The sequence below is a fragment of the Nocardia grenadensis NBRC 108939 genome, assembly GCF_001613445.1.
Taxonomy (GTDB): Bacteria; Actinomycetota; Actinomycetes; order Mycobacteriales; family Mycobacteriaceae; genus Nocardia; species Nocardia grenadensis.
Map to the genome: position 1 here is coordinate 61,925 of NZ_BDCJ01000025.1, position 26,280 is coordinate 88,204.

At 67.4% G+C, this 26,280-nt stretch carries 24 protein-coding genes; 14 read left to right on the forward strand and 10 right to left on the reverse strand.

The window, feature by feature from the left end; genetic code table 11:
• Positions 1–4 precede the first annotated feature (4 nt).
• Entirely contained in the window at positions 5–802 is a 798-nt protein-coding gene (locus NGR01S_RS24710; RefSeq protein ID WP_063040841.1) for an alpha/beta fold hydrolase, read from the forward strand.
• Between the two features lie 78 nt (positions 803–880).
• Here the strand turns inward: NGR01S_RS24710 and NGR01S_RS24715 are convergent, their stop codons facing one another.
• From NGR01S_RS24715 to NGR01S_RS32695, 3 genes are all read right to left on the reverse strand, one after another.
• Complete coding sequence (locus NGR01S_RS24715) at positions 881–1,645, reverse strand: crotonase/enoyl-CoA hydratase family protein (RefSeq protein ID WP_063040843.1); 765 nt, start codon at positions 1,643–1,645, stop codon at positions 881–883.
• The gene (locus tag NGR01S_RS24720; RefSeq protein WP_063040845.1) at positions 1,645–3,165 is read right to left on the reverse strand and encodes a TLP1 C-terminal extension domain-containing protein; all 1,521 of its coding nucleotides are present in this window, start codon (positions 3,163–3,165) and stop codon (positions 1,645–1,647) included. Before NGR01S_RS24720 ends, NGR01S_RS24715 begins: the two co-directional genes overlap by 1 nt.
• 188 nt (positions 3,166–3,353) lie before the next feature.
• Positions 3,354–3,593 carry a hypothetical protein gene (locus tag NGR01S_RS32695; protein WP_245664756.1) on the reverse strand — a complete coding sequence of 80 codons (240 nt, stop codon included), beginning with the start codon at positions 3,591–3,593 and terminating at the stop codon, positions 3,354–3,356.
• 55 nt (positions 3,594–3,648) lie between these two features.
• Between NGR01S_RS32695 and NGR01S_RS24725 the strand changes: the two genes are divergently transcribed.
• From NGR01S_RS24725 to NGR01S_RS24735, 3 genes are all read left to right on the forward strand, one after another.
• A complete protein-coding gene (locus NGR01S_RS24725) occupies positions 3,649–4,572 on the forward strand; it encodes a glycoside hydrolase family 183 protein (RefSeq protein WP_245664757.1) in 924 nt (307 codons plus the stop codon).
• A gap of 66 nt (positions 4,573–4,638) precedes the next feature.
• The gene (locus tag NGR01S_RS24730) at positions 4,639–4,839 is read left to right on the forward strand and encodes a hypothetical protein (RefSeq protein ID WP_063040849.1); all 201 of its coding nucleotides are present in this window, start codon (positions 4,639–4,641) and stop codon (positions 4,837–4,839) included.
• A 40-nt stretch (positions 4,840–4,879) separates the two neighbouring features.
• Positions 4,880–5,545 (forward strand): class I SAM-dependent methyltransferase, encoded by a 666-nt coding sequence (locus NGR01S_RS24735; RefSeq protein WP_063040855.1) that lies wholly within the window; start codon positions 4,880–4,882, stop codon positions 5,543–5,545.
• A 12-nt stretch (positions 5,546–5,557) separates the two neighbouring features.
• Here the strand turns inward: NGR01S_RS24735 and NGR01S_RS24740 are convergent, their stop codons facing one another.
• The gene (locus tag NGR01S_RS24740; RefSeq protein ID WP_063040857.1) at positions 5,558–6,157 is read right to left on the reverse strand and encodes an alpha/beta hydrolase family protein; all 600 of its coding nucleotides are present in this window, start codon (positions 6,155–6,157) and stop codon (positions 5,558–5,560) included.
• 319 nt (positions 6,158–6,476) lie between these two features.
• Here NGR01S_RS24740 and NGR01S_RS24745 point away from each other — a divergent pair, with 319 nt between their 5' ends.
• The 3 genes from NGR01S_RS24745 (at position 6,477) to NGR01S_RS24755 (ending at position 9,932) form a co-directional block, all read left to right on the forward strand.
• A complete protein-coding gene (locus tag NGR01S_RS24745; RefSeq protein WP_063040859.1) occupies positions 6,477–8,312 on the forward strand; it encodes an acyl-CoA dehydrogenase in 1,836 nt (611 codons plus the stop codon).
• A gap of 482 nt (positions 8,313–8,794) precedes the next feature.
• On the forward strand, positions 8,795–9,322 hold the full coding sequence (locus tag NGR01S_RS24750; protein WP_169811963.1) for a CAP family protein: 528 nt from the start codon (positions 8,795–8,797) through the stop codon (positions 9,320–9,322).
• A 247-nt stretch (positions 9,323–9,569) separates the two neighbouring features.
• A complete protein-coding gene (locus NGR01S_RS24755) occupies positions 9,570–9,932 on the forward strand; it encodes a nuclear transport factor 2 family protein (protein WP_063041019.1) in 363 nt (120 codons plus the stop codon).
• A gap of 335 nt (positions 9,933–10,267) precedes the next feature.
• Here NGR01S_RS24755 and NGR01S_RS24760 read toward each other — a convergent pair whose 3' ends face one another.
• Positions 10,268–11,056 (reverse strand): glucose 1-dehydrogenase, encoded by a 789-nt coding sequence (locus tag NGR01S_RS24760; RefSeq protein ID WP_063040863.1) that lies wholly within the window; start codon positions 11,054–11,056, stop codon positions 10,268–10,270.
• A gap of 110 nt (positions 11,057–11,166) precedes the next feature.
• On the opposite strand from NGR01S_RS24760, the gene NGR01S_RS24765 reads away from it, so the two are divergent.
• Together NGR01S_RS24765 and NGR01S_RS24770 are read left to right on the forward strand one after the other, a co-directional pair.
• Complete coding sequence (locus tag NGR01S_RS24765) at positions 11,167–11,862, forward strand: TetR/AcrR family transcriptional regulator (RefSeq protein WP_084481679.1); 696 nt, start codon at positions 11,167–11,169, stop codon at positions 11,860–11,862.
• 397 nt (positions 11,863–12,259) lie between these two features.
• Positions 12,260–13,351: a glycoside hydrolase family 183 protein gene (locus NGR01S_RS24770; RefSeq protein WP_063040865.1), complete on the forward strand. Its 1,092-nt coding sequence runs from the start codon at positions 12,260–12,262 to the stop codon at positions 13,349–13,351.
• Positions 13,352–13,406: 55 nt separating this feature from the next.
• On the opposite strand, the gene NGR01S_RS32910 is transcribed toward NGR01S_RS24770, so the two are convergent.
• Positions 13,407–16,112 (reverse strand): VanW family protein, encoded by a 2,706-nt coding sequence (locus NGR01S_RS32910; protein WP_063040867.1) that lies wholly within the window; start codon positions 16,110–16,112, stop codon positions 13,407–13,409.
• 339 nt (positions 16,113–16,451) lie between these two features.
• On the opposite strand from NGR01S_RS32910, the gene gnd reads away from it, so the two are divergent.
• Positions 16,452–17,483 carry a phosphogluconate dehydrogenase (NAD(+)-dependent, decarboxylating) gene (gene gnd, locus NGR01S_RS24780; RefSeq protein ID WP_063040869.1) on the forward strand — a complete coding sequence of 344 codons (1,032 nt, stop codon included), beginning with the start codon at positions 16,452–16,454 and terminating at the stop codon, positions 17,481–17,483.
• On the opposite strand, the gene NGR01S_RS24785 is transcribed toward gnd, so the two are convergent.
• Positions 17,459–18,520, reverse strand: a complete 1,062-nt coding sequence (locus NGR01S_RS24785) for a LysR family transcriptional regulator (RefSeq protein WP_084481680.1) — start codon at positions 18,518–18,520, stop codon at positions 17,459–17,461. The genes gnd and NGR01S_RS24785 overlap by 25 nt on opposite strands.
• A 113-nt stretch (positions 18,521–18,633) precedes the next feature.
• Here NGR01S_RS24785 and NGR01S_RS24790 point away from each other — a divergent pair, with 113 nt between their 5' ends.
• Together NGR01S_RS24790 and NGR01S_RS24795 are read left to right on the forward strand one after the other, a co-directional pair.
• Positions 18,634–19,386: an SDR family oxidoreductase gene (locus tag NGR01S_RS24790; RefSeq protein ID WP_063040871.1), complete on the forward strand. Its 753-nt coding sequence runs from the start codon at positions 18,634–18,636 to the stop codon at positions 19,384–19,386.
• A 153-nt stretch (positions 19,387–19,539) separates the two neighbouring features.
• Positions 19,540–19,887 carry a nuclear transport factor 2 family protein gene (locus tag NGR01S_RS24795; RefSeq protein ID WP_063040873.1) on the forward strand — a complete coding sequence of 116 codons (348 nt, stop codon included), beginning with the start codon at positions 19,540–19,542 and terminating at the stop codon, positions 19,885–19,887.
• Positions 19,888–20,087: 200 nt separating this feature from the next.
• Here the strand turns inward: NGR01S_RS24795 and NGR01S_RS24800 are convergent, their stop codons facing one another.
• Positions 20,088–21,380 (reverse strand): acetyl-CoA C-acetyltransferase, encoded by a 1,293-nt coding sequence (locus NGR01S_RS24800; RefSeq protein WP_063040875.1) that lies wholly within the window; start codon positions 21,378–21,380, stop codon positions 20,088–20,090.
• A gap of 276 nt (positions 21,381–21,656) precedes the next feature.
• Here NGR01S_RS24800 and NGR01S_RS24805 point away from each other — a divergent pair, with 276 nt between their 5' ends.
• Together NGR01S_RS24805 and NGR01S_RS24810 are read left to right on the forward strand one after the other, a co-directional pair.
• Positions 21,657–23,015, forward strand: a complete 1,359-nt coding sequence (locus tag NGR01S_RS24805) for a 3-oxoacyl-ACP reductase (RefSeq protein WP_063040877.1) — start codon at positions 21,657–21,659, stop codon at positions 23,013–23,015.
• A complete protein-coding gene (locus NGR01S_RS24810) occupies positions 23,012–23,875 on the forward strand; it encodes a MaoC family dehydratase (protein ID WP_063040879.1) in 864 nt (287 codons plus the stop codon). Before NGR01S_RS24805 ends, NGR01S_RS24810 begins: the two co-directional genes overlap by 4 nt.
• Before the next feature lie 188 nt (positions 23,876–24,063).
• Here the strand turns inward: NGR01S_RS24810 and NGR01S_RS33265 are convergent, their stop codons facing one another.
• Together NGR01S_RS33265 and NGR01S_RS24815 are read right to left on the reverse strand one after the other, a co-directional pair.
• A complete protein-coding gene (locus NGR01S_RS33265; protein WP_373861461.1) occupies positions 24,064–24,348 on the reverse strand; it encodes a recombinase family protein in 285 nt (94 codons plus the stop codon).
• Between the two features lie 304 nt (positions 24,349–24,652).
• Positions 24,653–26,068, reverse strand: coding sequence for an ATP-binding protein (locus NGR01S_RS24815; protein ID WP_063040881.1), 1,416 nt, complete (start codon positions 26,066–26,068; stop codon positions 24,653–24,655).
• Positions 26,069–26,280: the final 212 nt, after the last annotated feature.

Consider the following 26,280-nt stretch of genomic DNA (forward strand, 5'->3'; position numbering starts at 1 on the left):
GAATATGACGATCCTCGAGCACCATCGCGAAGGCCGCGGTGAACCGCTGGTGCTGGTCCACGGCGTCGGCAGCAGGTGGCAGGTCTGGGAACCGGTCATCGGCGCCCTGGCCGCCCACTACGAGGTGATCGCGGTGGACCTCCCCGGTTTCGGCGGTTCCGCCCCGCTCCCGCGTACCACCGTGGACACACTCACCGACGCCCTCGCCGAATTCCTGGCCGAACAGGGCATCGAGCGACCTCATCTGGCGGGTAACTCGATGGGTGGCGGCATCGCGCTGAACCTGGGCGCCCGCGGTCTGGCCCGCTCGGTCACCGCCTTCTCCCCGATCTTCTTCTGGGACACCGCCGGCCGGGTCTGGTGCCAGCAGGCGCTGGGCCGGTCGAAGAAACTCGGCCGCGTTCTCGGCCCGGCCGTGCCCAAGGTCCTCGGTACCGCGGCCGGCCGGACCGCCTTCCTCGGCCTGGTCTTCGGTAAACCGTGGGCCGTCAGCGCCCGGGTCGCGCTGGACACCGCACGCGGCGCAATCGACTCCCTGGGTTTCTCCCCGGCGCTGGACTCGTTCACCGACGCCCGGCTGCACGACCCCGCCGCGCTCGCCGAGGTGCCGGTGACGATCGCCTGGGGCAATCGCGACATCCTGCTCACCTACGCCACGCAGAGTAAGCGGGCTCGCGAAGTACTGCCCGGAGCCCGGCACATCACGCTCGCGGGCAGTGGCCACACACCCTTCTACGACGACCCCGAAGGCTGCGCCCGGGTCCTGTTGGACTGGCTGCCCACCCTGCACGGCGCCGCCTAGCTGTACCCGGCCGGACCCTCGGCACCCGAATAGCGGACCGGGCCGGGGCCGAACGGCGCCGCGGCCCGGCGCCGAACCTCAGCGTCCCTGCCAGACCGGATCGCGTTTCTCCGCGAAAGCCAGCGCGCCTTCGGCCGCGTCCTTGGAAACCAGCGCGGGCAGCGCGATCTCACCCTGTTTGGCGAAGCCCTCCGCCGCGGTCCAGTCCGGGGTCTCGTCGATGATCCGCTTACTGGCGGCCACCGCCAGCGGGGCGGCGGCGGCGATCTCACCGGCCAGTTCCAGCGCGACCTCCAGCGCCTCACCCGGTTCGGTCACCCGGTTGACCAGGCCCAGCTGGTAGAGGCGTTCGGCGCTGATCCGCCCGCCGGTGAGCGCCAGTTCGGCGGCGATACTGCGCGGCAACCGCTGGGTCAGCCGCATGACGCCGCCGGCCGCCGCCACCAGACCGCGTTTCACCTCGGGCAGACCGAATTTCGCGTCCCGGGCGGCGACGATCAGGTCGCCGGAGAGGGCCAGTTCGAAACCGCCGGCCAGTGCGAAACCCTCGACCGCGGCGATCATCGGTTTCGCCGGTGGCTTGGAGGCGATCCCGAGCGGGCCGCGGCGCTCGGTCACCGGCACCTCACCGCGGGTCATGGCGATGAGATCCATTCCGGCGCTGAAGGTCCCTTCGGCGCCGGTCAATACGAGGACCCGGGACGAATCGTCGGCCTCGAACTCGTCGAGTGCCGCCTCGATCGCCTTCGCGGTGGCCAGATCGATGGCGTTACGCGCCGCGGGCCGGTTCACCGTGAGCACGGTTATCGCATCGCACCGGTCCAGGAGCACGGTCTCGGTCATCAGGCGGTCCTCTCGCTACGCAGAATGAAACGGTCGGCGGCGGTGATCTCGATGGCGGCGCCCAAGCGGTCGCCCGCGGTGACCGCCGCGATGGTCTCGCTGTCCGTCGCCCGGACAAGTATGCGGGCACCGGCGGGGTTCAGCGCACTCACCACAGCGGCTTCGGGTTCGTCGCCCGCGCTGCCCTTGCGGTACGGAACCGTGTATGCCTCGATCACCGCCGGACCGGTGTAGCCGGGTGCGGTCTCCCGCCGGGCGACCGGCACCTCGGCCTCCACCGGGCGGAACAGTTCGGTGGGGGGTTTCGCCGAGTAGACCCCCACTCCGTGTTTGGTGATGTACCAGCCGAGCGCGGTGGTCAGTCCGTAGTCGCCGGGGTTGCGCCGCAGGATCTCGGCCATGGTGGCGATGCCGTGGGTGCTGTAGTTGTTGCCGGGGCCGCCGCCGAAGGTCAGGCCGCCGGTCACGGTCAGGGGTCGCGCCGGATCATCGATGCACAGACCCAGCGCCGCCGCGCCGACCTGTACGGCCACCGGGAAGCATGAGTACAGGTCGATATGGGCGATATCGTCGATGCCGATCCCCGCCCCGCCCAGTGCGGCCCGGCCGGCCGCGGCGATGGCCGGGGACGCGGCCATATCCGTGCGTTCGGAAAGGAACCAGGTATCGGTAGCGGTGGCGCCACCATGCGGGAAGACCCAGAGGTCCCGCGGCACCCCGGCCGCGTCCGCCGCCGCGGCGCTGCACAGGATCAGCGCCGCACCCTGGTCGACCGTCAGGTTCGCCATCAGCAGCTTCGGGTACGGGGTGGAGACCATCCGGTTGTCGGGTCCGGGGGTGACCAGTTCGCTCACACTGCGTTCGTGGGGCAGCCACGCGTAGGGGTTGCGCGCCGCCACGGCGGAGAACCGCGACCACAGCCCGCCGATCCGGGCCAGATGGGCCTGTTCGTCGAGGCCGAGCCGATTGCGCATGGCGGATTCCATCAGCGCGTACACATAGATCGGACCCCACAATCCGGCCGCGAGCTCCATCTCGGTGTTGGGGGCGTCGTCGGAGCCGACGATCTGGTCGGGCCGGGCGTTCTCGTCCTGCTCCGGCCAGCCCGGATCGGTCCCGGACCGCTTCGCCACATTCCACGAGGCGACCGATTCCGCCCCGCAGAGCAACGCGATATCGGACCGGCCCTCGGCGATCTCGCGGGCCAGCAGGTTGAGCAGCCGTTGCGGGGCGTCTCCGCCGTAGGGGGCCGATTGCACTGTCCGTTTCGGCGCGGCGCCCAGGTCGGCGGCGACGAGCACGCCCAGGTCGGCGTACTGGCGGCTCACCGGGGCCACCGAGGCGATCACATCCGCCGAACGCAGCAGCGCGTCCCCGGTCCCACTGTCCGCACCGGCCCGGCGCAGTGATTCGGCCGCCAGCTCGACTGGTCCGGGTAGGCCGGGTTCACCGGATCGGTGCACAACCTGTCCGACGCCGACGAGCACCGGTGTGCGCGGGTCCATTCCGGCCGGCAGCATATGTCCTCCGCTTCCTCGCTGAAGTCTCCCGCTGAAATCGGCGGTTAACTTCCGATTAGACCATGGAGTGATCTATGTCGCCCGGGGGCCGTAGTCCCTGGACCCTTTGGGCGAAGACCGGACAACGCCATCGCCGTGGCCCGGAATGACACCGGCACTGAACCACCGACAATGCGTCTGATCAGGTGCTATGCACTGATAGCATGACCGGGTTCTGCCAGCCAGTCGAAATGTTCCGTGTATCCATCGAGGCGCCGCACATATGCGGCGGCGTCTTTGACATGACCCGGAGGTCCGACGGACTTGAAGAGAACCCGCTCGATACTCATTTCTGTGCTGGCGGGCGCATCGGCTGCACTGATCGCAGTCACCGCACCGGCCACGGCGAATCCCAACGCCATCAATCCGATCCCCGTCTTGAACGGCACCAACGGGCTTCCGCAGTTGCACGGAGCCACTCGGGCCGTTTTCCAGGTGACCGGTATGGCGAGCCCGAACGGAACCCACAGCTACAACATGCTCGGTACCGACCTGGGCATTATGTGGGATAACGGACAGGGCGAAATGCTGACCGCTTTCGGCGATACCGCCGGGGTCGGTTTCCCCAATCTTCTCGCGGGCAGTATGTGGGCTTGGCGCAGTAATGTTCTCGTGCGCAGTCATACCCAGGATCCACGGCAGGGGATCTACTTCGACAGCGTGGTCAAGGATGTGTTCGGCCAGGCCAGGGACCTGATTCCCAGCCCGAAGATCCCACTTCTGGAGATCAGCCGCATTCCGACCGCCGGTATCTCGATCGGCGGCGTGCAATACATGAGCCTGATGTCGGTGAAAACATGGGACACCCCTGGTGAATGGACCACCAATTACTCCGGGCTGGCCGCTTCGGCGGACAACGGGGAAACCTGGGCCGATCTCGCCTTCACCCGCCGCCCCAACGAGGGCGCGAACCGCAATTTCCAGATGAACGCCTTCGTGAAGGAGGGCGGTTTCGTCTACGTCTACGGCACCCCGTCGGGTCGCGACAATGCCGCCTATATCTCCCGGGTCCGGGAACCGGATTTCCAAGACCTGGCCGCCTACGAATACTGGGACGGCCGCACCTGGAAACGCGATGTGAATGCGGCACAACCCATCATGCACGGCGTGGGGGAACTGTCGGTGATGTGGAACGACTACCTCGGGCAATTCGTCTCCCTCACCACCGATCCCTTCAACTCGGTGGTGATGCGAACCGCGTCGTCACCGGCCGGCCCCTGGAGCGAACCGCGGGTATTGATCGATACTCGTGAATTGCCGACGGCCTATGCGCCGTCGATTTTCCCGTACCAGACCGGAGACGATCTCTACTTTCTCACCACTGTGCACAATCAGTACAACGTGGTTCTGATGCGCACACAGCTGTGAGAGTCCCGGTTCGATTCCGGCGAAGAGCTCGACGGACACTGGCCGTCCAGGACACCGCGCGGTCCGGTGCGCGGCTCGACGCCTACATCCGCACCGGGGCGGGCGATCCCCACCGGGCGCTCGCCGGCGATCAGCGGCGTTTACGACCCGGCTCGCGACGAGGAAGCCCGCTTCCGGGTGGAAACGCTGCGCGCCGCCTTCGACGCGCTGGTCCCTATCCGCGAAACCACCCCGGTGCGGTGGCCGCCCGAAACCGGTACGGCCTGACCGATCGGCGGTTCCCGGCCACCTCCATACACTTGACGGTATGAAGGCGGCCGAATGGGATGCGCGCTATGTACAGAGCGACCTGGTGTGGGGCGCACCCCCGAACAACACGGTGGTGGAGTTCGTGCACGGTCTGGACCGGCGCGTCCCCCGCCTGCCCGGCCCCGACGGGGAGATACCGGATCTGCCCCGCGCACTCGACCTGGCCTGCGGCGAGGGCCGGAACGCACTGTGGCTGGCCACGCACGGCTGGCGGGTGCACGGCATCGACTTCTCCCAGGTCGGCATCGACAAGGGCCGAACCGTGGCGACCCGGCTCACCCGGTCGATCCGGGAACGGATCACCTGGCAGTGCACCGACCTCACCGATCCCGCGCTCGACCTCGGCGGCCCGTGGGAGTTGATCCTGCTGGTGTTCCTGCACCTCCCGGCTCCCGAACGGCGGCGGCTGCTCCGGCAGGCCGCCGCCGCGCTCGCCCCCGGGGGAATGCTGCTGGTGCTCGGTCACCACAGCGAGAATCCGGCACGGGGGTACGGCGGCCCTCAGGACCCGGCGATCCTGTTCACGCCGGAGGACGTCGTGGCGGATCTGGGTGCCGATTCCGGACTGGATATCGATACGGCCCGGGAGGTGCTGCGCCCGACCGAGGGCGGAGACGCGATCGATGCCCTGGTCGTGGCGCGCAAACCCATGCCGGAGCAGTAGCAGTGGCCCTGGTCAGGAACTCCACTGCCGGAACCACGGCACGAGGGTTTCGGCGATGGTGTCGAAACCCTTCCGGAAGGAATGCGGCTGGCCCGGGATCACCCGCACCTCGGCGGCATCGGCGGCATCGGGGATGCCGAACGGGTCGCTCCCGCCGTTGATCACCACCACCTCCGCGGCGCCGGCGGCCAGTAGTTCGTCGCGGCGGGATTTCTCCGGCTTTCCGGGCGGATGCAGCGGAAACGAGAGGGCGACCACCCCGCGCGCGCCGACCTCGACCGCGGTCCGGCACGCCACTCGGGCTCCATTGCTGCGCCCGCCCTGTACCAGCGGCAGATCCGGGCCGAGCTGTGCGCGCAGAGCGGTGATCAGTTCCACCCAGGCCCGGTCCTGGGGCTCGGGTTTGCCGGGTGCGCGGCGTCCGGCCACCCGGTACGGCTGGAGCACCCGGGCCACCACTCCACCCGCGGCCAGCGCGGTATCGCGCACTGTGGTGATATCCGCGGAGTCCACCCCGCCGCCCGCCCCGTGGGTGAAGACCAGCAGAAACGCGGGAGCGTCCGGATAATCGATCTCCGCCTCCGCGGGCCCTGAATCCGTTTCGATCCGCACGCCCAACCCTAACGGGCCGGCCCGCCGCGAGCCGCACACCGCACGCCGGTGGAGGTACGTCGACCAGGCCGTTATGCTCGCGAGCCCCAGCGCGACGCCGCCCGATATCGGACCGAAACCGCTGGTGAGGGGGTTGCGCCTGTTCCGCGCATCACAATGCGGCGCGACTCCGTTGCCGACAGCCTTACTCGCCGGTAATATAATTAATAAGTTACCCGCGAGTAGCCTGCCGTTATACGTCAGCTACCCGGCGGCAACCGACGGGCGGGAACGGTATGAATACCGACCGCACCCGACTCAACGGAGAGTGAGCATCACAATGGGTCATTACAAGAGCAACGTCCGCGACCTGGAGTTCAACCTCTTCGAGGTACTCGGCCTGGGCAGCATCCTGGAGTCCGGCGCCTACGGCGATCTCGACACCGACACCGTCAAGGAGATGCTGAACGAGGTCCGTCGCCTGGCCGAGGGACCGCTGGGCGAATCCTTCGCAGACGCCGACCGCAACCCGCCGGTCTTCGACCCGGAAACCCACACCGTCTCCCTCCCCGAATCCTTCAAGAAGAGCTACCGCACCCTGCAGGAAGGCGGCTGGGACTCCTACTCCGTCGACCCCGAGCTCGGCGGTATCGACTTCCCCCGCGCCGCCTACTGGGCCATCGCCGAACTGGTGCTCGGCGCCCAGCCCGCGGCCTTCATGTACGCCGCCGGCCCCGGCTTCGCCAATATCTTCTACAACAACGCCACCGAAGAGCAGAAGAAATGGGCCAAGATCGCCGTCGAGCAGGGCTGGGGCGCCACCATGGTGCTCACCGAGCCCGACGCCGGCTCCGATGTGGGCGCCGGCCGCACCAAGGCGGTCCAGCAGGAAGACGGCTCCTGGCATATCGAGGGCGTGAAGCGCTTCATCACCTCGGCCGATTCCGACGACCTGTTCCCGAACATCATGCACCTGGTGCTCGCCCGCCCAGAGGGCGCCGGCCCGGGCACCAAGGGTCTGTCGCTGTTCTTCGTACCGAAGTTCCACTTCGACCACGAGACCGGTGAACTGGGCGAGCGCAACGGTGTCTTCGTCACCAATGTCGAGCACAAGATGGGCCTGAAGGTCTCGGCCACCTGCGAGGTCACCTTCGGCGGCCACGGCGTCCCGGCCCAGGGCTGGCTCGTCGGCGAGGTCCACCAGGGCATCGCGCAGATGTTCGAGGTCATCGAGCATGCGCGAATGATGGTCGGCACCAAGGCGATCGCGACCCTGTCGACCGGTTACCTGAACGCACTGGAATACGCCAAGGAGCGGGTCCAGGGCGCCGACCTGACCCGGATGAGTGATAAGACCGCGCCGCGGGTCAGCATCACCCACCACCCGGATGTGCGCCGCAGCCTGGCCACCCAGAAGGCCTACGCGGAGGGCCTGCGTGCGGTGTATCTCTACACCGCCGCCCACCAGGACGCCGATATCGCGGCCGTTGTCTCCGGCGCGGACGCCGACACCGCCGCCCGCGTCAACGACCTGCTGCTGCCGATCGTCAAGGGCGTCGGCTCCGAGCGCGCCTACCAGTACCTGACCGAATCCCTGCAGACCCTGGGCGGTTCCGGGTTCCTGCAGGACTATCCGATCGAGCAGTACATCCGCGACGCCAAGATCGACTCGCTGTACGAGGGCACCACCGCCATCCAGGCCCAGGACTTCTTCTTCCGCAAGATCGCCCGCGATCGCGGTGTGGCCCTGGCGCACGTCGCCGGCCAGATCCAGAAGTTCATCGACGCCGAGGCGGGCAACGGCCGCCTCAAGGGTGAGCGGAAACTGCTCGCGACCGCGCTCGAGGATGTGCAGGCCATGGCCGCCACCCTCACCGGACACCTGATGGGTGCCCAGGAGCAGCCCGAAGAGCTGTACAAGGTGGGCCTCGGCTCGGTCCGCTTCCTGCTCTCGGTGGGCGACCTGCTCATCGGCTGGCAGTTGCTGCGCCACGCCGAGGTCGCGGGCGCGGCTCTCGACGCGGGCGCCGAAGGCGCGGACAAGAACTTCTACCAGGGAAAGGTCGCCGTGGCACAGTTCTTCGCCCGCAACATCCTGCCCGAACTGACCGCCACCCGCACTGTCCTGTCGAACCTCGACAACGACATCATGGAGCTCGACGAAGCCGCGTTCTGAGTTCTCTGGCGGCGGCGCGGGGGCGAGACCCCGTGGTCTCGCCGTTTCGGCCTCGAGCCGCGAGCGGTCGGCCTTCCCCGGAAGGCCGACCGTTGAGCATCTCCGGCCAAGGGACAGACCGGCCTCAACCCTTCGCGGTGTCTCGTAGAACCCGACGCATATGGTTACGTAGGGATTCGATGTCCAGATTCGATGCCGACCCGGTCGCACTGCCGGCCTCGTATCCGGTCCATTCATGGAGGCGGCGCCCGCTCTCACGGTCCTGGCGCGTCAAGGCGTCGGCGGGACACCGCTGCCCAGTCTTTGCTGTACCGCCTTCGCGGGTTGGCTGCTGCCGAGGTCGAGTGTTCGTCGGAGATTCGCGGAGCAGCGCGGCGAGTACGAGTATGCTCACCTGAGCCCGGAACCCACACAGCCTGTGGATGTTCCGAGGTTCGTGTGGTTCGTTTCTGTTGTGTCCGGCTCTGTTTCGGGAGGTTGTCGTGCGTGTCGGTCGATTGGGATCGGTTGTTGCCGCGGTGATGCTCGCCGCGCTCGTCACCGGCGGGGGCCCTGCCGCCGGACAGAGCGACTACGCGCAGACCGGGCTCACCCTGCACAACCAGTACCGGGCCAAGCATGGTTCTCCGGCCATGACCTCGACCCAGAGCCTGAATGACTCGGCCCAGAAATGCGCGCAGTACTACACCCAAAAGCGCACGATCGATCACAGCTGCCCCTACAAGAACGGGGCCGGGGAAAACCTCGTGGGGGGAGAGGGCAGCTGGGACGGTGTCTCCTTTGTTCAGATGGGCACGCAGATGTGGTACGACGAGGTCGAGGGCTACGACTTCAACAACCCCGGGTTCAGCATGGCGACGGGTCATTTCACGCAGTTGGTGTGGAAGGCCAGCACCCGACTCGGTGTCGGGTACGCCTCGGAGGGCGGCTACACCGCCGCCGTCGCTCTCTACAGCCCGGCCGGCAACGTTGAGGGGCAGTTCCCCGAGAACGTGGCACGCCCGCGCTGAGCCGGCCCTGCCCCCGGCATCCTCCCGGCCGTAGCGGCCGGGCAGGTGAACTGCAGCGTCGTTCTCCAGGTGAATTCGAACGTCAGGAGGACGTTGCAAGAGCCGGGAATCCAGACGGAAAGTAGAGTCACTCCGGGCGGCCAGAGCATCGACGGTGAGTGGTACCCGGTGCGGAATCCGCGGGCGTAGGTCTGCTGTGAGCGAAACGGGAGGGCTCGACCGACAGCGCGCTGGCAGGATGGGGGTCATGGAGAACGACTTGCGAGAAGCCGAGCGGCGACTTCAGGCCGCGCAGCTGGCTGGGGATGTCCAGATGCTGGATGAGTTACTCGATGATCGGTTGATCTTCACGCTCGGCGCCGACACGGTCACCAAGGCCGATGATCTCGAGCTGCACCGCACCAGGGCTCAGATCGTGAGCAAGCTCGAGGAAGAACAGCTGACGGTGCTGGTGGAAGGGACAACCGGGGTCACGTGGTTCCTCGGCCTCGTCGAAGGAAGCATTCACGGGTCACCATTCGCGGCCAGGATGCGTTACACCCGCACCTGGGCGCACGACGACTCCCGTGGCTGGCGGGTCGTCGCCGCTCACGCCTCGGCGGCCGAGTAATCCAACCTCGCTGTGGTGTACCCCGCTTGATTCGACATTCTGGGATCAGCTGGAACGCGTCCGGATTCAACGCCCGCGGCGGGTACTTCTCGCGCCGTCGCCGGCCGGCCACGCCGAACTCGCAACGTGGTCTTCACCCTTTGATATCCGACGATGCGCTTGTACTGCAGTTTCCGCCTGCCCGGGAGTCTCACCGGATCGCGGCATACAGCTGCATCTCGGTCTGACACGGCGGCAACGCCGATTCCTGGATTCGGGTTCTGGCGGGTGGATGCGGCAGGTGTTATCCGGAGCAACTGCTGCATCCATCATGGTTTTCTTCACGTGTCCGGCGATCAGGCTGCGGTGCCCGAGTCGTATTTCAGTGCGGGGCCGAGCAGCAGGCCGCCGTCGAGCACGAATTCCGAGCCGGTCGCGAAGCTCGCCTCCGGTGAGGTGATGAACAGCAACAATCGCGAGATCTCCTCAGGATCGGCAAGTCTGGGGACTGCGAACGGGTCGGGTGTGTAGAAGTCGGAGATCGGACGCTCGCCGGGGGCCGCTGGTTCGTTGATCAGCGGCGTGGAGACGACACCGGGCGCGATGGAATTGACTCGGATGTTGTCGCGTCCGAGTTCGAGTGCTGCGGTCCGGGTGAGTCCGCGCAGGGCCCATTTGCTGGCGGTGTAGGGGGCGTAGAACGCGGTGCCGACGTGGGCCATCGTGGAAGCGATGTTCACGATGGACCCACCGCCGGCAGCGCGCATGGACGGTGTCACGGCGCGGATGCCGAGAAACGCTCCGGTGAGGTTGACGTCCAGCACTGTCCGCCAGTCGCCGAGGTCGGTGTGCTCGATTTCGGCGGCCCGGTTCTGGATTCCGGCGTTGTTCACGAGGATGGTGATCGGTCCGAAATGCCGTTGTACCTGCTCGACCGCTGCGGTCCAGTCCTCTTCGCGGCTGACATCCAGGTGCACGAAGTGCGCCCGGTGGCCGAGTTCCGCGGCCGACGCCCGTCCGGCTTCGTCTTCGCGGCCGGTGAGCACGACCTGGGCGCCCTCGGAGTGAAAGGCGTGCGCATGGCGGGCACCTTGACCGCTGGTGGCCCCGGTGATGAGGACGGTGTGATTGTCGAAGCGCCCCATGAGGCTCTCCTTCCCGGAAAATGGTGAGTCGATCAACTCACCATTGCCAAGGTACGGATTCTTCAGTGGTGAGTCAAGTGACTCGCCTCAGAGTGTGGCATGCTGGTTCCATGACCACTGGGGCTCGGACGTATCACCAGCGCGTCGCCGCTGAGAAGCGTTCCGCCATCATCGAGGCAGCGGCCCGGCTGTTTCTGGACTCCGGTTACGACGGCACCTCACTGTCACGGGTCGCCGAAGAGGCCGGGGTGTCCAAAGCCACCTTGTTCAAGCAGTTTCCGACCAAGGCGGCACTGTTCGAGGCGATAGTCACCGAATCGTGGAGCCCTGATTCGGGCGAGGAGACAGCCCCGCAGGCCGGTGATCTGCGCGCCGGTCTCACCGCTGTCGGGGGTCGCTATGCCACTCTTTTGAGCAGGCCCGGCATGGCGTCGCTGTTCCGCATCGTCATTGCCGAGCTGCCGCGGTTTCCCGAGCTCGGCCAGACTCTGTTCCAGAAGGGCAAGATGCCCTACTTCACCTCGGTGCGCCGCTATCTGGAAGCCGAGCAGGACGCCGGCACAGCACTACCCCACGACAGCGTGACCGGCGCCACCCAGTTCCTGGGAATGATCTCCGATTACGTTTTCTGGCCGCGGATGCTGCTGGTGGATTGGAATCCCGGGCCTGCCGATATCGACAGGGCGGTGAGCCAGGCGGTGCAGACCATGGTGGCGCGTTACGGCACCCCCGGCGACAGTACGCGCCGAGGCCGATCGGAGAAGCCGACGCCGGCCGGTGGGCAGGTGCGATCACCATCGCGGTGAGCGAAGTGGCAGTCGAGGCCCGGTCCGGCTCTCGACTGCTCGCAATCGGCTACGACCACTTGTTCGAGCGAGACCGACCGGACACAGTGCAGCCGCCGGCACCTGGCAAGCCGTGCATGTTCATCGCAAGAGCCCGCGGGTCCAGCTATGCCCAGTAGCTACTCGGTCGAGTATTCCTGCGTCATACCCGACGGCATTGCGCATATTGTTGCCCACATAGTCGACACACCCATTCATCCCTGACTGTCTGCTGCGCACGCTCTTCTTCGTCGCGCCGGATCAGCGCGTTCGGGGCCTCGACCCCGCGACGCCGAAACCACAGCACCCCGCGGGGCGGCTGTGATCATGGCAAGATGACCCCCTGAGTCGCCGCGCCGCCCAGCAGGAGGACATCGAGATGACCCCCCGCCCGCTGTCCCTTCTAGTGCGTACCGGAGTCGCCGGTGCTGTCGCGGCCCTGGTGCTGGCCGGTCCGGCGGTAGCGGATCCGAACAATGTGAACCCGATTCCCGGTATCAACGGCGAACCCCGTGGTCTGCCGACGCTACCCGGGGACACCCAGGCCATCTACCAGGTGACGGGTATGGACAGCCCCAACCGGACGCAGCAGGTGAATGTGCTGGGCACCGATCTGGGGGTGATGTGGGACGACGGGGCGGGCACGCTGTTGACCGCGTTCGGCGATTCCGCGGGACTCGGAGTGCCGAACCTGCTGGCCGGCAGTGTGTGGGCGTGGACCAGCAATGCCCTGTTCTTCAGCCACACCAAGGATCCGGCCCAGGGCATCGTTTTCGACGGCGCGGTCCCGAATCCGCTGCCCAGCCCGAAGATCCCGGGTGTCGAGATCAGTTTGATCCCGACCGCCGGTATCTCGGTGGGCGGTGTGCAGTACCTGAGCATGATGTCGGTGCGGGAGTGGGGCGATCACGGTCTGTGGACCACCAACTTCGCCACCCTCGCCGCGTCCGGCGACGGCGGACGGACCTGGGCCCAGCTGCCGACCACGCGCCGGGCGAATGTGGACGGACATGAGCGGTTCCAGCAGAACGCGTTCGTGAAGGACGACGGATTCGTGTACCGGTACGGCACTCCGGCGGGCCGTAACCATCCCGGGTACGTGTCCCGGGTACAGGAGGCCGATATCACGAATATCGACGCCTACGAGTACTGGGATGGGCACGGCTGGAAGCCCGGCGACGCCAAGGCGGCCGCACCGGTCGTCGACGGGGTGGCCGAACTGTCGGTGCAGTGGAACGACCATCTGCGCAAGTTCGTGATGCTGACGACGGATCCGTACAACTCGGTGGTGCTGCGCACCGCGGACGCGCCGGAGGGTCCGTGGAGCACACCCCGGGTGCTGCTGGAAGCGGCCGCGCTGCCGACGGCCTACGCGCCGATGATCTTCCCGTACCAGACCGGCAGCGACCTGTACTTCCTGCTCACCGTGCACCGCCAATACAACGTGCTCTTGATGCGCACGCCGCTGTAGCTCCTTCGGATACGACAGTGCCCGCCCCGGCTTCCGGGGCGGGCACTGTCGTATCTCAGCGAGATCCGGGGCGGCTGCTCGGCCGGCTGCTCGGAGCGGTGCTGCCGGGCTGGCTGCCGCCGCTCGGCTCGTCGGTGGATTCTTCCGCCTTCTCCTTGTCCGGCGACTCGCATTTGACCTCCGGCACCGGGTCGTATTTCACGGTCCGGGTGTGGCGGGAGATCTCGGCGCCGGTGTTGATATCGGTGATCACCCGGGTGTCGGAGGTGGTGAACCCGGGAGCGCCCGTGGAGGCGATGCAGTCGTCGCCCTCGGGCAGGGTGATGGTTTCCGGTTCGGTCGGCTTGGTCCGGTCGCCGGTGAACGATTCCACGTTCACCGTTTTGGTTCCCCAGATGCGAACGGTCACCTGGGAGCTGTCGGCGACGGCCTGGATGTAGATGCCGTGCGGAGTGTTGTTCCGGAACTGCAGGTCGATGGCGCCGTCGAACACGGTCGCTTCCCGGGCTGCCGGATAGCGCGAGATGTAGTAGCTGTGTTCGGTGTGGCCGGCGTCCTCCAGGCCCGCGAAGTAGGCCGCGTTGTAGAGCGTGGTGGCGAACTGGCTGATCCCACCGCCCACGGCCTTGCTGGGCCGGCCGTGGTCGATGATGCCCGATTCCACATAGCCTTCGGCGGCGGTGCGCGGTCCGGTGTGGGTGTTGAGCGAGAAGGTGTCGCCCGGTTTGACGACTGCGCCGTCGACCTCCTGGGCGACCGTGCGGATATTCACGCCGGACGGGCCGGTGAAACCGCTGGTGGTGAACTCGCCCATTGTCTCGTTGATACCGAGTGCCTCGGCGGCCTGCGTGGTGAGTTTGGGTTCGATTCGCTCGTAGATCGCCGGTGTGGTGCGCGGGGCGCCGGTCGCGGCGAGCATCGCCGGCAGCTGATCCAGGGTTTTGGCCCAGTTGACCTTGTCGCCGACCACGGCGGGCTCCACGGTGGGCGCACCGGAGAAGGTGAAGGTCGCGTCCTCGGGTTCTACCTCGGTATCGGCCAGCTGGGGGGCGAGCAGATCGGTGGCCACCTTGTGGTCGAACTCGACCCGCAGCCCGCCGTGCCCGTCCGGTACGAATCCGATGATGGTGGCGATCTGCTCCGGGCTCAGAGCGGCGGTGGCCCCCTCTTTACCGGTGTAGGACACCGGAGCGCTCACCGCGGGTTCGGCGATCTGGTGCATGGCCGCATCGATCGCGTCCTGGCGGACGGCGGGCGGTGCCACGGCGACCGGCAGATCCAGGGTGCTCGCGGTCGCCCACTGCTCGGTGATGACCGTACGCGCGGCGGCGACGTCCAGGACCCGGCCGGAGACGGGGTTCACCTCGATCGGCCGCGTGCCCTCGAAATGGATACCGCCTTCGACGGGCGGCTGGTCGTGCACCTTCAGTTCGTCGAAGGTCCGGCTCATTGCCGTCTCGTCGACCGAGCTGGCCACCGTGACCTCGCGGGTGGCCACGAAGGACAGCAGCCGCGACGCCGGATTGAGCGGCTGACCGCCCACTCGCTCCCAGGTCGCCTCCCAGTCCACGCCGAGACCGGCCGCGGCCGGAACCAGCTCGGTCTGCACATCGCCGATCTTCACCGGGACGACTTCGCCCGAACGTGGATCGAGTGTTGCCTGCAGCTTCGCGCGGGCATCGTCCTTGTCCATCCCACCGATGGCGATGTCGGCGACCTCGACACCGCGCGGAATCTTGCCCGAGGTCAGCACCAGGTCGGCGATATAGCCAACGAGCGCGACACCGAACACGATCGCGGCGACCAGCAGGACGCGCCGAGCGTTCGCGGAGTCGCGGAGCCAGGTACGAGCGGCGGAGAAACGGCCGTTGTCGTCGCCGGACCCACCGGTACCGCGGCCCCCACCCGGGCCGCGCGGCGGTGTGGGCGGCCCGGATTTGTCACCGTGGGCGAGGATATCGGCGCTGGTCGGATTGTTCGGATGGCCCGGCCAGGAGGACGGGCCCCCGGAGAGCCGCTTGTTCAGCGCGCCCGAATCGAAAACCTCGGTCGGCGCATCGTCCGGGTCCGCGTCGGCGAACGCGGCGGGCGGGGGCGCGGCGGTGGGCAGCGAGAACTGCTGAGTGGTGTACTCGGGCCCGGTGGGGTCGGCCGGGGCGGGGCCGGAGGGAGCGGACGGTCCGTTGTCGGGGCGCCGAGCGGGGCCGGGAACGCCGCCGGGACCCGAGGGGGCACCCGGGGCGGGGGACGGGCCGGGACCGGAGGCCGCCGGACCGCCGGAGCCGCGTGGGGTCCTGGCGTCGGAGGGCACTACTGGCCCGGAACCGTTGGCAGGCCGGGCGTCGGGCGGGCCGGCCGGTCCAGGACCGTTGGCAGGCCGGGCACCGGAAGGACCGGGACCGGAAGGGCCCGGGGCGCCCGGCCCGGGTGGCCCCGCCCGGCCGGCCGGCCGGGGGGCATCCGCGGCGTGCGGCAGGGTATGGGGAGAAGCGGCGCCGGACACCGAACCCGCCGACGAGGGGTCCTGGTCCGCCGCGGACCGCTGCGCCGCGGAGCCGGCGCTGGGATTCAGCCAGGAGCTGCCCCCGCGCCAGCCGGACGCGACATTGCCGGCCTGTTCGACCGGTTCGGTCGGTGCGGGCGACTGCTGCCCCTGCTGGGCGCGGCCGCTGTCGAGCAGCTGACGTAGGCCGCCGTCGACCGGCTGCGGGCGGCCGTGGTCGCGTCTGTCACCTCGGTCGGTGCTCGATTCGCTGCTCACGAACCGTCCTCCCCAATCGATACTTCGGGGACTCGCGGGGTGCGAGCCTTCGCCAACGATAGTTGTCCGAACTGTAATCTTCAGTGCCGGATCCATCACAGCTGCGCCATCTGGATAGCCACTGACGTCACAGATGGGACATATCGCCCGAACAAAGCCCTGGACAGCAAAGTGGCCCCGTGCAGTCGCCGGGTCGGGGGTCAGGCGATTGCACGGAGCCGACCTGTATATCGGTGCCACGCGCGGGTCGTTACACACGCACTCGGCGAAAGTTCTCGAGGGGGCGGGCACAATCGGGGGCGGCATGCGATCCGACCTCTATGAGTAAGGGGACGCGAGATGCAGTTGGGCATGATCGGGCTCGGCCGGATGGGGGCGAATATCGTGCGGCGGATCATCGCGGCCGGTCATACGGCGGTCGGCTGCGAACGCCACGCCGAGGTGATCGACAACCTCGCCGCCGAACTCGGTGACAGCTTCCGGGGCAGCACCGACCTGGCGGAGTTCGTCGCCGATCTCGACGCACCTCGCGTGGTGTGGGTGATGATCCCGGCCGGTCTCACCGGCCGCACGGTGGACCAGCTGGCGGAACTGCTGGAACCCGGCGATATCGTCATCGATGGCGGCAACAGCCGGTATCACGACGATATAGCCCGCGCCGCGCAGCTGACCCCGCTCGGTATCCACTACCTCGATATCGGGACCTCGGGCGGGGTGTTCGGCCGCGACCGCGGATTCTGCCTGATGATCGGCGGCGAGGCGGCGCCGGTGCGGTACGTGGAACCACTGCTGCGGGCCATAGCGCCCGGCGTGGCGGCCGCGCCACGGACCCCGGGACGTGCCGGAGAGCCCGGACCGGCCGAAGAGGGTTACCTGCACTGCGGTCCCGCGGGGGCGGGCCATTTCGTGAAAATGGTGCACAACGGGATCGAGTACGGCCTCATGGCGGCCTACGCCGAGGGGTTCAACATCATGCACAAGGCCGACTACGGCAACCGCGCCGGCGGCGAGTACTCCGCGGAGGAGACCCCGCTCGAACATCCGGAATACTACCGGTACGACATCGATATCGCGGAGGTCGCCGAGGTCTGGCGGCGCGGGTCGGTGGTGGCGTCCTGGTTGCTCGACCTCACCGCGACCCAACTGCACGCCGACCCGAATCTGGATTCCTTCGGCGGCCGGGTCTCCGATTCCGGCGAGGGACGCTGGACCCTCGACGCCGCGGTGGATATCGGAGTACCGGCTCCGGTGCTCTCGGCGGCACTGTTCCAGCGTTTCGCTTCACGCGGTGAATCGACGTACGCGGACCAGACGCTGTCCGCGATGCGCGAAGCCTTCGGCGGGCATCACGAAATACCCGGGTCGGGCTGACACTGCCGAAGTGGTCGGGAATGGTCGTCGGCGGTGACGTCATTGTCGGGGCCGACCGCCCGGTCCGGATGGTGAGCATTGCCCGGAAGCGGCGGTCGGGCAGGGATCGGGGCGTCCGAATGCATTTCGAGAAGTCGCGTTCGGACCGGATCTATGGTGTGCGGTGTCCAGAGCGCCTGGGTGGGTGCCAAGATCGGTGGGCTCATCGGGATGACGCGCACCTGCCCGTTGTGAATCGGGCCAGGATCGGAGGTGACGAAGGCATAGCCGTCGGGATACACCGCCGGCGCGGTGGTCGGCGGGGTGCCCTGGATCCTGTTGACGACCACGGTGGGGTCGAACCCGGCTCGGCGACAGTGTGAGACCAGGTAGTCGGTGTAGAAGGAATGGTGTTCGGGCGCCCACACGATCAGGGGATAGGGCTCGAGATCCCGCATTTCCAGAAGCGAGGCGCTCGCCAGCGGATGGGAAGTCGCCACCGCGATATGCAACGGACGGTAGGTCACGATACTGGTGGCGAGGTCGCGAGGGGTTTCGATACCTCGACGAAGGACGATGTCGAGGCGCCCCTCGGTGAGTTCTCGGGCGATCGCGTCCGGATAGATCGCCACTGCCGTAGCCGCCAGATCCGGCTGTTCGACGATCAGTGGCCGGAGTAGTTCGAACACTTCGCCACTGCTGATCGCCGGCGTGTGGCCGATCAGGAACGGTCGGCGGCGTGGCGCGCCGGCTTCGCGGGCGCGGCGACCGATATGGGTTGCCGCGGCCAGCAGCGACGGTGCCGCGGCATACAACTCACGGCCGGCTTCGGTGAGTCGGAGACTTCGCTGCGAGCGGTCGAACAGAGCGACACCCAGTTCTCGTTCCAGGTTGCGCAAGGCCGAGGAGAGTGCCTGCTGGGTGATGTACAGGCCGCCGGCCGCCGCAGTGATGCTGGGAGCCTCGACTGTCGCGACGAACTGACGCAGCCGCCGTAGATCCACCAGCTGACTGTCTCTGCCGTCTTCCTGCTCCGCGGACGTGTTCTCTGCCGACATCGGCACAACCTTTGCTTGTCGACTCACACCTATTTGGTGATTGCCACTTGTGGACGTCGATCCTAGCGTGGCAATGGTCAGAGACAAGAAGAGACGAGGCCGGAGGAGCGCGCATGATCGAAGATCTGAGTGGCAAGAAGGCCGTGGTGGCCGGCGGCGCGAAAAATCTCGGCGGTCTGATCAGCCGGCAGCTCGCGCAGGCGGGCGCGGACGTCGCCGTCCACTACAACAGCGACTCGAGCGAGTCCGATGCCGACAAGACAGTCGCATCCGTCCGCGAAGCGGGCCGGCGAGCGGTCAAGATCCAGGGCGACCTCACCGTCCCCGCCAATGTCACCGCGCTGTTCGACCAGGCCGCACAGGAACTGGGTGGGCTCGATATCGCGGTGAACACAGTCGGCAAAGTGCTACGCAAACCGATCGTGGAGACCACCGAGGACGACTACGACTCGATGTTCGCCATCAACGCCAAGTCCGCCTACTTTTTCATCAAGGAGGCCGGCCTGCATCTGGGTGACAATGGCAAGATCATCACCATCGTCACCGCACTGCTTGGAGCGTTCACCGACGGATACTCCACCTACGCCGGGGGCAAAAGTCCGGTGGAGCACTTCACCCGGGCCGCGGCCAAGGAGTTCGCCGATCGACTGATCTCGGTGAACAGTATTGCCCCGGGACCGATGGACACACCGTTCTTCTATCCGCAGGAGACAGACGAGCGGGTGGAGTTCCACAAGAGCCAGGCGATGGGCGACCAACTCACCCAGATCGAAGATATCGCCCCGATCGTGCACTTCCTGTGCACACAGGGCCGGTGGATCACCGGCCAGACCCTGTTCGCCAACGGCGGCTACACCACCCGATGAGTGCGGCGCGGTAAGGAGTGGCGGCGGACACCGGCGCCGAGGTGCGGTGCGTCGCCCACGTCCGGGGCGCACCGCAACCGCATCCACACCCCGCCACCTTGCTCGTGTTTCGATGACAGCAAGGCACCTACGTCACGGAAGGACGCCATACCCATGGCCGATGAGCTGACGATCCCGAGCCCGGTCGACACCTTGATCGATGTGGTCAATCGCCACGAGGCCGATCGCTTCCTCGATTTGTTCACCGAAGACGGCTTTGTCGACGACTGGGGCCGCACCTTCACCGGGCGAGACGCGATCGCCGCCTGGAGCGAGCGGGAATTCATCGGATCCGACGGCACCCTCACGCCGCGACAGGTGACCGTCGATGACGGCAACGGCGAGGTCACCGTGATCGGCGACTGGCGCAGCAACCACGCCAACGGCCTCTCCCGATTCACCTTCGGTACTCGTGGCGACCACATCGCGTCGATGACGATCCGGGAAGGCCGAAATCCGTAGCGACCCGGGCACCGCACGCCGCCGGGCCTGCGTGCGCGGCCGGAGCCGGGACCGCGTGCGCACGGACGAATCGCGGGAACGGAAAGGAGGTGCCCCGACCTTTCGGATCGGGGCACCTCCGGTCCCCCTGCGCCGGTCCGGGTTCCATCACGGCTGTGGGCGCTTCCCTCACCCGCCGGACGGTCCCGTACCGGGCCGGTTCAGCGCTCCAGAATGGCGACCACGCCCTGGCCGCCCGCGGCGCAGATCGAGATGAGCGCCCGGCCCGACCCCTTCTCCGCCAGCTGCTTGGCGGCCTGGGCGACGATCCGGCCGCCGGTGGCGGCGAACGGGTGCCCGGCGGCCAGCGAGGAACCGTTGACGTTCAGCTTGGTGCGGTCGATCGAACCGAGCGCCCCGTCGAGGCCGAGCCGCTCCTTGCAGTACTGATCCGATTCCCAGGCCTGCAGGGTGGCCAGCACCACCGAAGCGAAGGCCTCGTGGATCTCGTAGAAATCGAAATCCTGCAGCGTCAGGCCGTTGCGGGCGAGCAGCCGCGGCACCGCGTAGGTGGGGGCCATGAGCAGGCCGTCGGGGCCGTGGATGTAGTCGACCGCGGCGACTTCGCTGTCCACCAGATGCGCGAGCACCGGCAGATTGCGCTCGGCCGCCCATTCGTCGCTGGACAGCAGCACCGCCGACGCGCCGTCGGTGAGCGGAGTGGAGTTGCCCGCCGTCATGGTGGCATCGCCCAGCTTCACCCCGAAGACCGGCTTCAGTGTGCCCAGCTTCTCCAGCGAGGAGTTCGGGCGCAGGTTGTCGTCGCGGGTGAGGCCGAGGAACGGGGTCACCAGATCGTCGAAGAAGCCGCGCTCGTAGGCGGCGGCCATATTCTTGTGCGAGAGATAGGCCAGTTCGTCCTGGGCGTCCCGGGAGACCCCGAACTCCTTGGCGGTGATGGCCGCGTGCTCGCCCATCGACAGACCGGTGCGGGGTTCGGCATTGCGCGGGATCTCGATACCGACCATGCCCGGACGCAGCTGTCCGACCAGTTTCAGCCGCTCGGCATTGGTGCGGGCGCGGTTGATGTTCAGCATCCACTCGCGCATTCGTTCACTGACCCCGATGGGCGCGTCGGAGGTGGTGTCGGTGCCGCCACCGATACCCACTTCGATCCGGCCGGCCGCGATCGCGTCGCCGACGGTGACGACCGCCTGCAGGCCGGTACCGCAGGCCAGCTGCAGATCGTGGGCGGGGGTGTAGGGGCTGAGCCGGCTACCCAGCACGCTCTCCCGGATCAGGCCGTGCTCGCCGACCCGTTTGAGCACCGCGCCGCCGGCGACCATGCCCAGCCGTTCCGATCGCAGGCCGAAGCGGCTCACCAGCCCGTCCAGCGTGGCGGTGAACATGTCCTGGTTGGAGGCGTGGGCGTAGGCCTTGTCGGAACGCGCGAACGGGATGCGGTTACCGCCGAGGATCGCTACCGGACGGGTCGAACGGGATGTGGTGGTCACTCGGGTCTCCCAGGTTGTCGAGTTGGCGAGAGGGTCGGGTGCTCCGGGCCCGGGCCGCGGCTGCGCGTCGCGGCTTCCGACGCCCGCCCGCGCTCGGTTTACGATAAACTTACTCCGGAGTAAGTTCAATGTCGACACCGCCTCCGGCGCCCGCGGGCCGGCCGCCCGCCGAGCCCCGCACTCGATGCAGGCCGGCGGCGTGATGGCACCGGACGAGCGGGTATCGGGGAACTACCGGTACCTACACCACATCGAGCAACAGAAAAGGTGGGAACTGTGGCAGCCAAGAGCAAGGGTGCACCCAACCTCTACGGATCGTTCGTCAACTCCGCGCCGGGCGGGTTCCTCGCGAACAAGCTGGGCCTGCCGAAACCGGAGAAATTGCGGCGCTATGTGGCCGGTGAGCCGCCGCTGCCGGGGCCGGTACTGCTCGGCGGTAAGGGCCGGGTCGCCGAACCCCTGCGGGCGCTGCTGGCCGAGGACTACACCTTCGCCGATTCCCACACCACCGGAACCAAGTACGGCGCACTGGTCTTCGACGCCACCGGGATCGGCAGCATCGAGGATCTGTCGCAGCTGTTCGAGTTCTTCCAGCCGGCCATGCGCAGTATCGCCCCGTCGGGCCGGGTCCTGGTCATCGGCACCACCCCCGAACTCGCCGGCAACGTGGACGGCCAGATCGCCCAGCGCGCGCTCGAGGGGTTCACCCGGTCGGTGGGCAAGGAACTGCTGCGCGGTGCCACCGCGCAGCTGGTGTACCTGCACCCCGACGCCTCCCCCGCGGCCACCGGTCTCGCCTCGACCCTGCGGTTCGTGCTCTCCGCCAAATCGGCGTTCGTGGACGGTCAGGTGATCCGCGTCGGTAAGGACGACGCGGTCGCGCCCGCGAACTGGGACAAGCCGCTCGACGGCAAGGTCGCCGTGGTCACCGGCGCCGCCCGCGGTATCGGCGCCACCATCGCCGAGGTCTTCGCCCGCGACGGCGCGAAGGTCATCGTCGCCGATATCCCGGCCGCCGGAGAGGCCTTGGCCGAGACCGCGAACACGGTGGGCGCCACCGCACTGGCACTCGACGTCACCGCACCCGATGCCGCGCAGCGGCTCGCCGAATTCGCCACCGAACGTTTCGGCGGGATCGACATCATCGTGCACAACGCCGGGATCACTCGCGACAAACTGCTCGCGAATATGGACGAGGGCCGCTGGAACGCCGTCCTGAACGTGAACCTGGCCGCGCCACACCGCATCACCCAGGGCCTGGTGGCCGCGGGCGCGCTGAAGGAGGGCGGCCGGGTGGTGGACGTCTCCTCCATCGCCGGTATCGCCGGTAACCGCGGGCAGACCAACTACGGCGCCTCCAAGGCCGGCGTCATCGGCATGGTGAACGCCGAGGCCCCCGAACTGGCCGAGAAGGGCATCACCATCAACGCCGTGGCACCCGGTTTCATCGAGACCGCCATGACCGCCGCGATCCCGCTGGCGACCCGGGAGGGCGGCCGGCTGATGGCCTCCCTGAACCAGGGCGGCCAGACCATCGACGTCGCCGAAACCATCGCCTACTTCGCCAGCCCGGCCTCGAACGCGGTGAACGGCAATATCGTCCGGGTCTGCGGCCAGAGCATGATCGGCGCATGATGACCGAGACCATCACCCTCGACGCACCGCCGAAGAACGGCGGCCTGTACGCACAGGCCGTGCTCGGCGCGATACCGCTGGTCTCGTCGCGGAAATCCGAGATCCCGGACCGCGCCGTCCGCCTCGACGGCTACCGGGTCGACCCGGAAAACCTGGCGGCCTACTGCGCGGCCACCGGACTGCGCTTCGGCGACACCCTGCCGCTCACCTACCCGTTCATCATCACCTTCCCCCTGGTCATGAAACTCGTGGTGCAGCGCGACTTCCCGTTCGTCGCGGTCGGCGCGGTGCACGCGGAGAACCTCATCGAACGCACCCGGGAGATCTCGCTGAGCGAACCGCTCGATATCACCGCGCATATCGAGAACCTGCGGGAACACCCCAAGGGCCTGCTGGTCGACGCGATCAGCGAGATCCGGGTGGGCCGGGAACTGGTGTGGCGGCAGGTCACCACCTTCCTGCACCAGCAGAAGACCTCGCTGTCGGGCGGTCCCAAACCCGAACCGAAACCCGAAGAGGTGCCGCCACCTCCGCTGCGGACGTGGAAAGTGGACCAGAAGACGATCACCCGCTACGCGAACGCCTCCGGTGATCAGAACCCGATCCACACTTCGGCATTGGGTGCCAAGGCTTTCGGCTTCCCCCGGGCGATCGCACACGGGATGTGGTCGGCGGCAACGATCCTCGCCACGGTCGAGGGCCGGGTCCCGGACAAGGTCTCCTACGCGGTGAAATTCGGCAAACCGATCCTGCTGCCGTCCACCGTGAACGTGTACGCGGATCAGGTCGAGCAGGGTTGGGATCTGGCGCTGAAGCATCCGAAGAAGGGCTACCCACACCTCACCGCCACCCTGCGCTGACGGACCCCACGCGAACCCCGCTCCGGAAGCTTCGGGGCGGGGTAACTCTGAACCCGAGGACCGCACGACCACTACAACCACGGCCCGCCGACCCAACTTCGGCGTATTCGCAGGTCAACAAGCTGATAGCGGACAGGGCATTATAGTCGGCCGTACCGTAAGCGAATCATTGACATCGCACGAGATCGTCAGGGTTCGCCGTCCTCAGCCCAGACACGCAGCCGGCCGATCTGGTTGGCAGCGAGGGGCGGCATGCGACCCATGTAGCCGCCGCGAGCTTTCGCTGCGGCTATGCCTTCGCGCGGGTGTTCCAGGATCAGCGCGCGCTCGAAGTCGGCGAACGCACTCATCACCGAGAGCAATAGGTTCGCCGTGGATGCACTGATGCAGGTGCAGCAGCGCGTTGTGGTCGGCCACCTCGTGTAACGCCAACACTCCGGACCCCGGATCAGTAGACGATATCGACCCGGCACTACGCGCCCAGATCCAGGCCCGCGCCGACGACGTCCACGCCGGAACCGACGCCGAGGGCTCAACTCTGCGCGACGGTGCGTGGTACGACGCAGAAGGAAACCTGCTCTACACCCAAGGACCAGGCGGTGGTACGCCCCCTCCGAGGTGCTGGTCTACGACCTGCTGGGCCGCAGACCGAACACCAATAGCCGACACGTCGTGCAGAAGACATCGCTGTCGGGCGGACCCACGTTGCGCTGACGGACCCACGGAACCCCGCTCCGGAATCTTCGGTGCGGGGTTCGTATCTCTATATCCTCACGGTCATGCCTCGAGCAGTTCGTCCGGCGTCAGCACCCGCACACCCGTGGTCGAGCCTCCCGCGCGCGCGACGGCCAGCATCGGAGTATCGACATCGGCGCCCGGTAGTTGTGACCGGTGGGTGATGAGAGCCGCGAGGTCACGCTGATCGAACGGTTTCTTCTCCAACCACTTCACCGATCCCACACACGTGATCCGCTGGGCGATCGGCCCCCGGTCTGCGGCGACGATATCTATCTCCGGGTTGTTCGTCCGAGTCCAGTAACCGCCGATCGCTCCCGTCCCCTCGGGCAGGTACCTGTCCACACCCCGCCACAGCGCTTCCCGGATCACCGGCTCCACGGCCCGGCCCCGCCAGGAAGTCCAGCCCGCCCGGATGGTCTCGAGTACCCGATCCCCCCGTCCACGTTCGATTGCGGGCATACCGGGTCCGAGGAAGTACAGCCAGAACCGCAGATAGGGATCTTCGACGCGATAGCGGGTTTCCTTGCTCGGCCGCACCGAGAGCGGACGTTCGGCGGCCACCACCCGTCGGTCGGTGAGCAGCCCGAGCGATCGAGTGAGCGAGGTCGGGGCCAAATCGCCGGCTGCCCGGCCGATGAGACTGAAAGTTCGCTCGCCGTGACCGATCGCGCCGAGAACCGTGCGCGCCTGCGCCTCGGTCGGAAATTCGGCAGCCAGTGCCCGTTCGGCACTGACCAGCAAGGCCGAGGTGGGGTGGCGGAGCGCGTAGTCGAGGTATTCCCACAGACCCGCCCCCCGCGGCCACTCCTCGAGAATCAGCGGCAGACCGCCACTGATCAGGTACGCGTCGAACGCATCGGCCGGCCGGAGATCGAGCATAGCCGCGACATCGCGCGGATTCATCGGGGGCACGATCATTTCGGTACCGCGCTGATAGAACGGCCGACCGTAGGTGTTGAGTTTCTCCATCATCGCGATATCGGAACCGATGAGCACCAGCAGCACCGGCAACTTCGACAGGGTCCGATCGAAAACCTTCTGTAGCGTGCCCTCGAACGCCCGATCTTCCCGCACCAGATAAGGCATCTCGTCCAGGACGACCACGCTCGGACGATCCCGAGGAAGCACGGTGGCGAGTAGGTCGAACGCGGCCCGCCACGTCTTCGGCGCCGCGAACTCCGAGACCCGTTCGGCGCCAGGTAGGTCCGAGTCGGCGATATCGGAAACAAACCCCGCCAAGTCCTCGTCCCGCGATCCCCCCACCGCCGTGAAGAACACGTGCGGCACCCGAGCCCGATCCAGAAACTCTTCAACGAGCCGCGACTTCCCCACCCGCCTGCGGCCCCGGATCAATACCGCTCGCCCCGGCCGCCCCGACCTACCGCCCCCGCGCACCGGCTCGAGCAGTTCGTCGAGAAGGGCGAGCTCGGTGCGCCGCCCAATGAATCCGCCCACAGTACCTCCTGGGATACTATCATCAACGATAGTATCATCCATGGCAGCCTCTGGCGGTACAGGCCACGCCCGAACAGTAATCGACGTGCCGCCGTACCCAACTCGGCGGGCATCGTGACTGCACCGACGTGAGGCCCGGCCGCGATGACGATCCTTTGTGGTTCTGACTGCACCACTGCCGCCAGTCCGCACGAGCGGTAGAAGGCGCACCG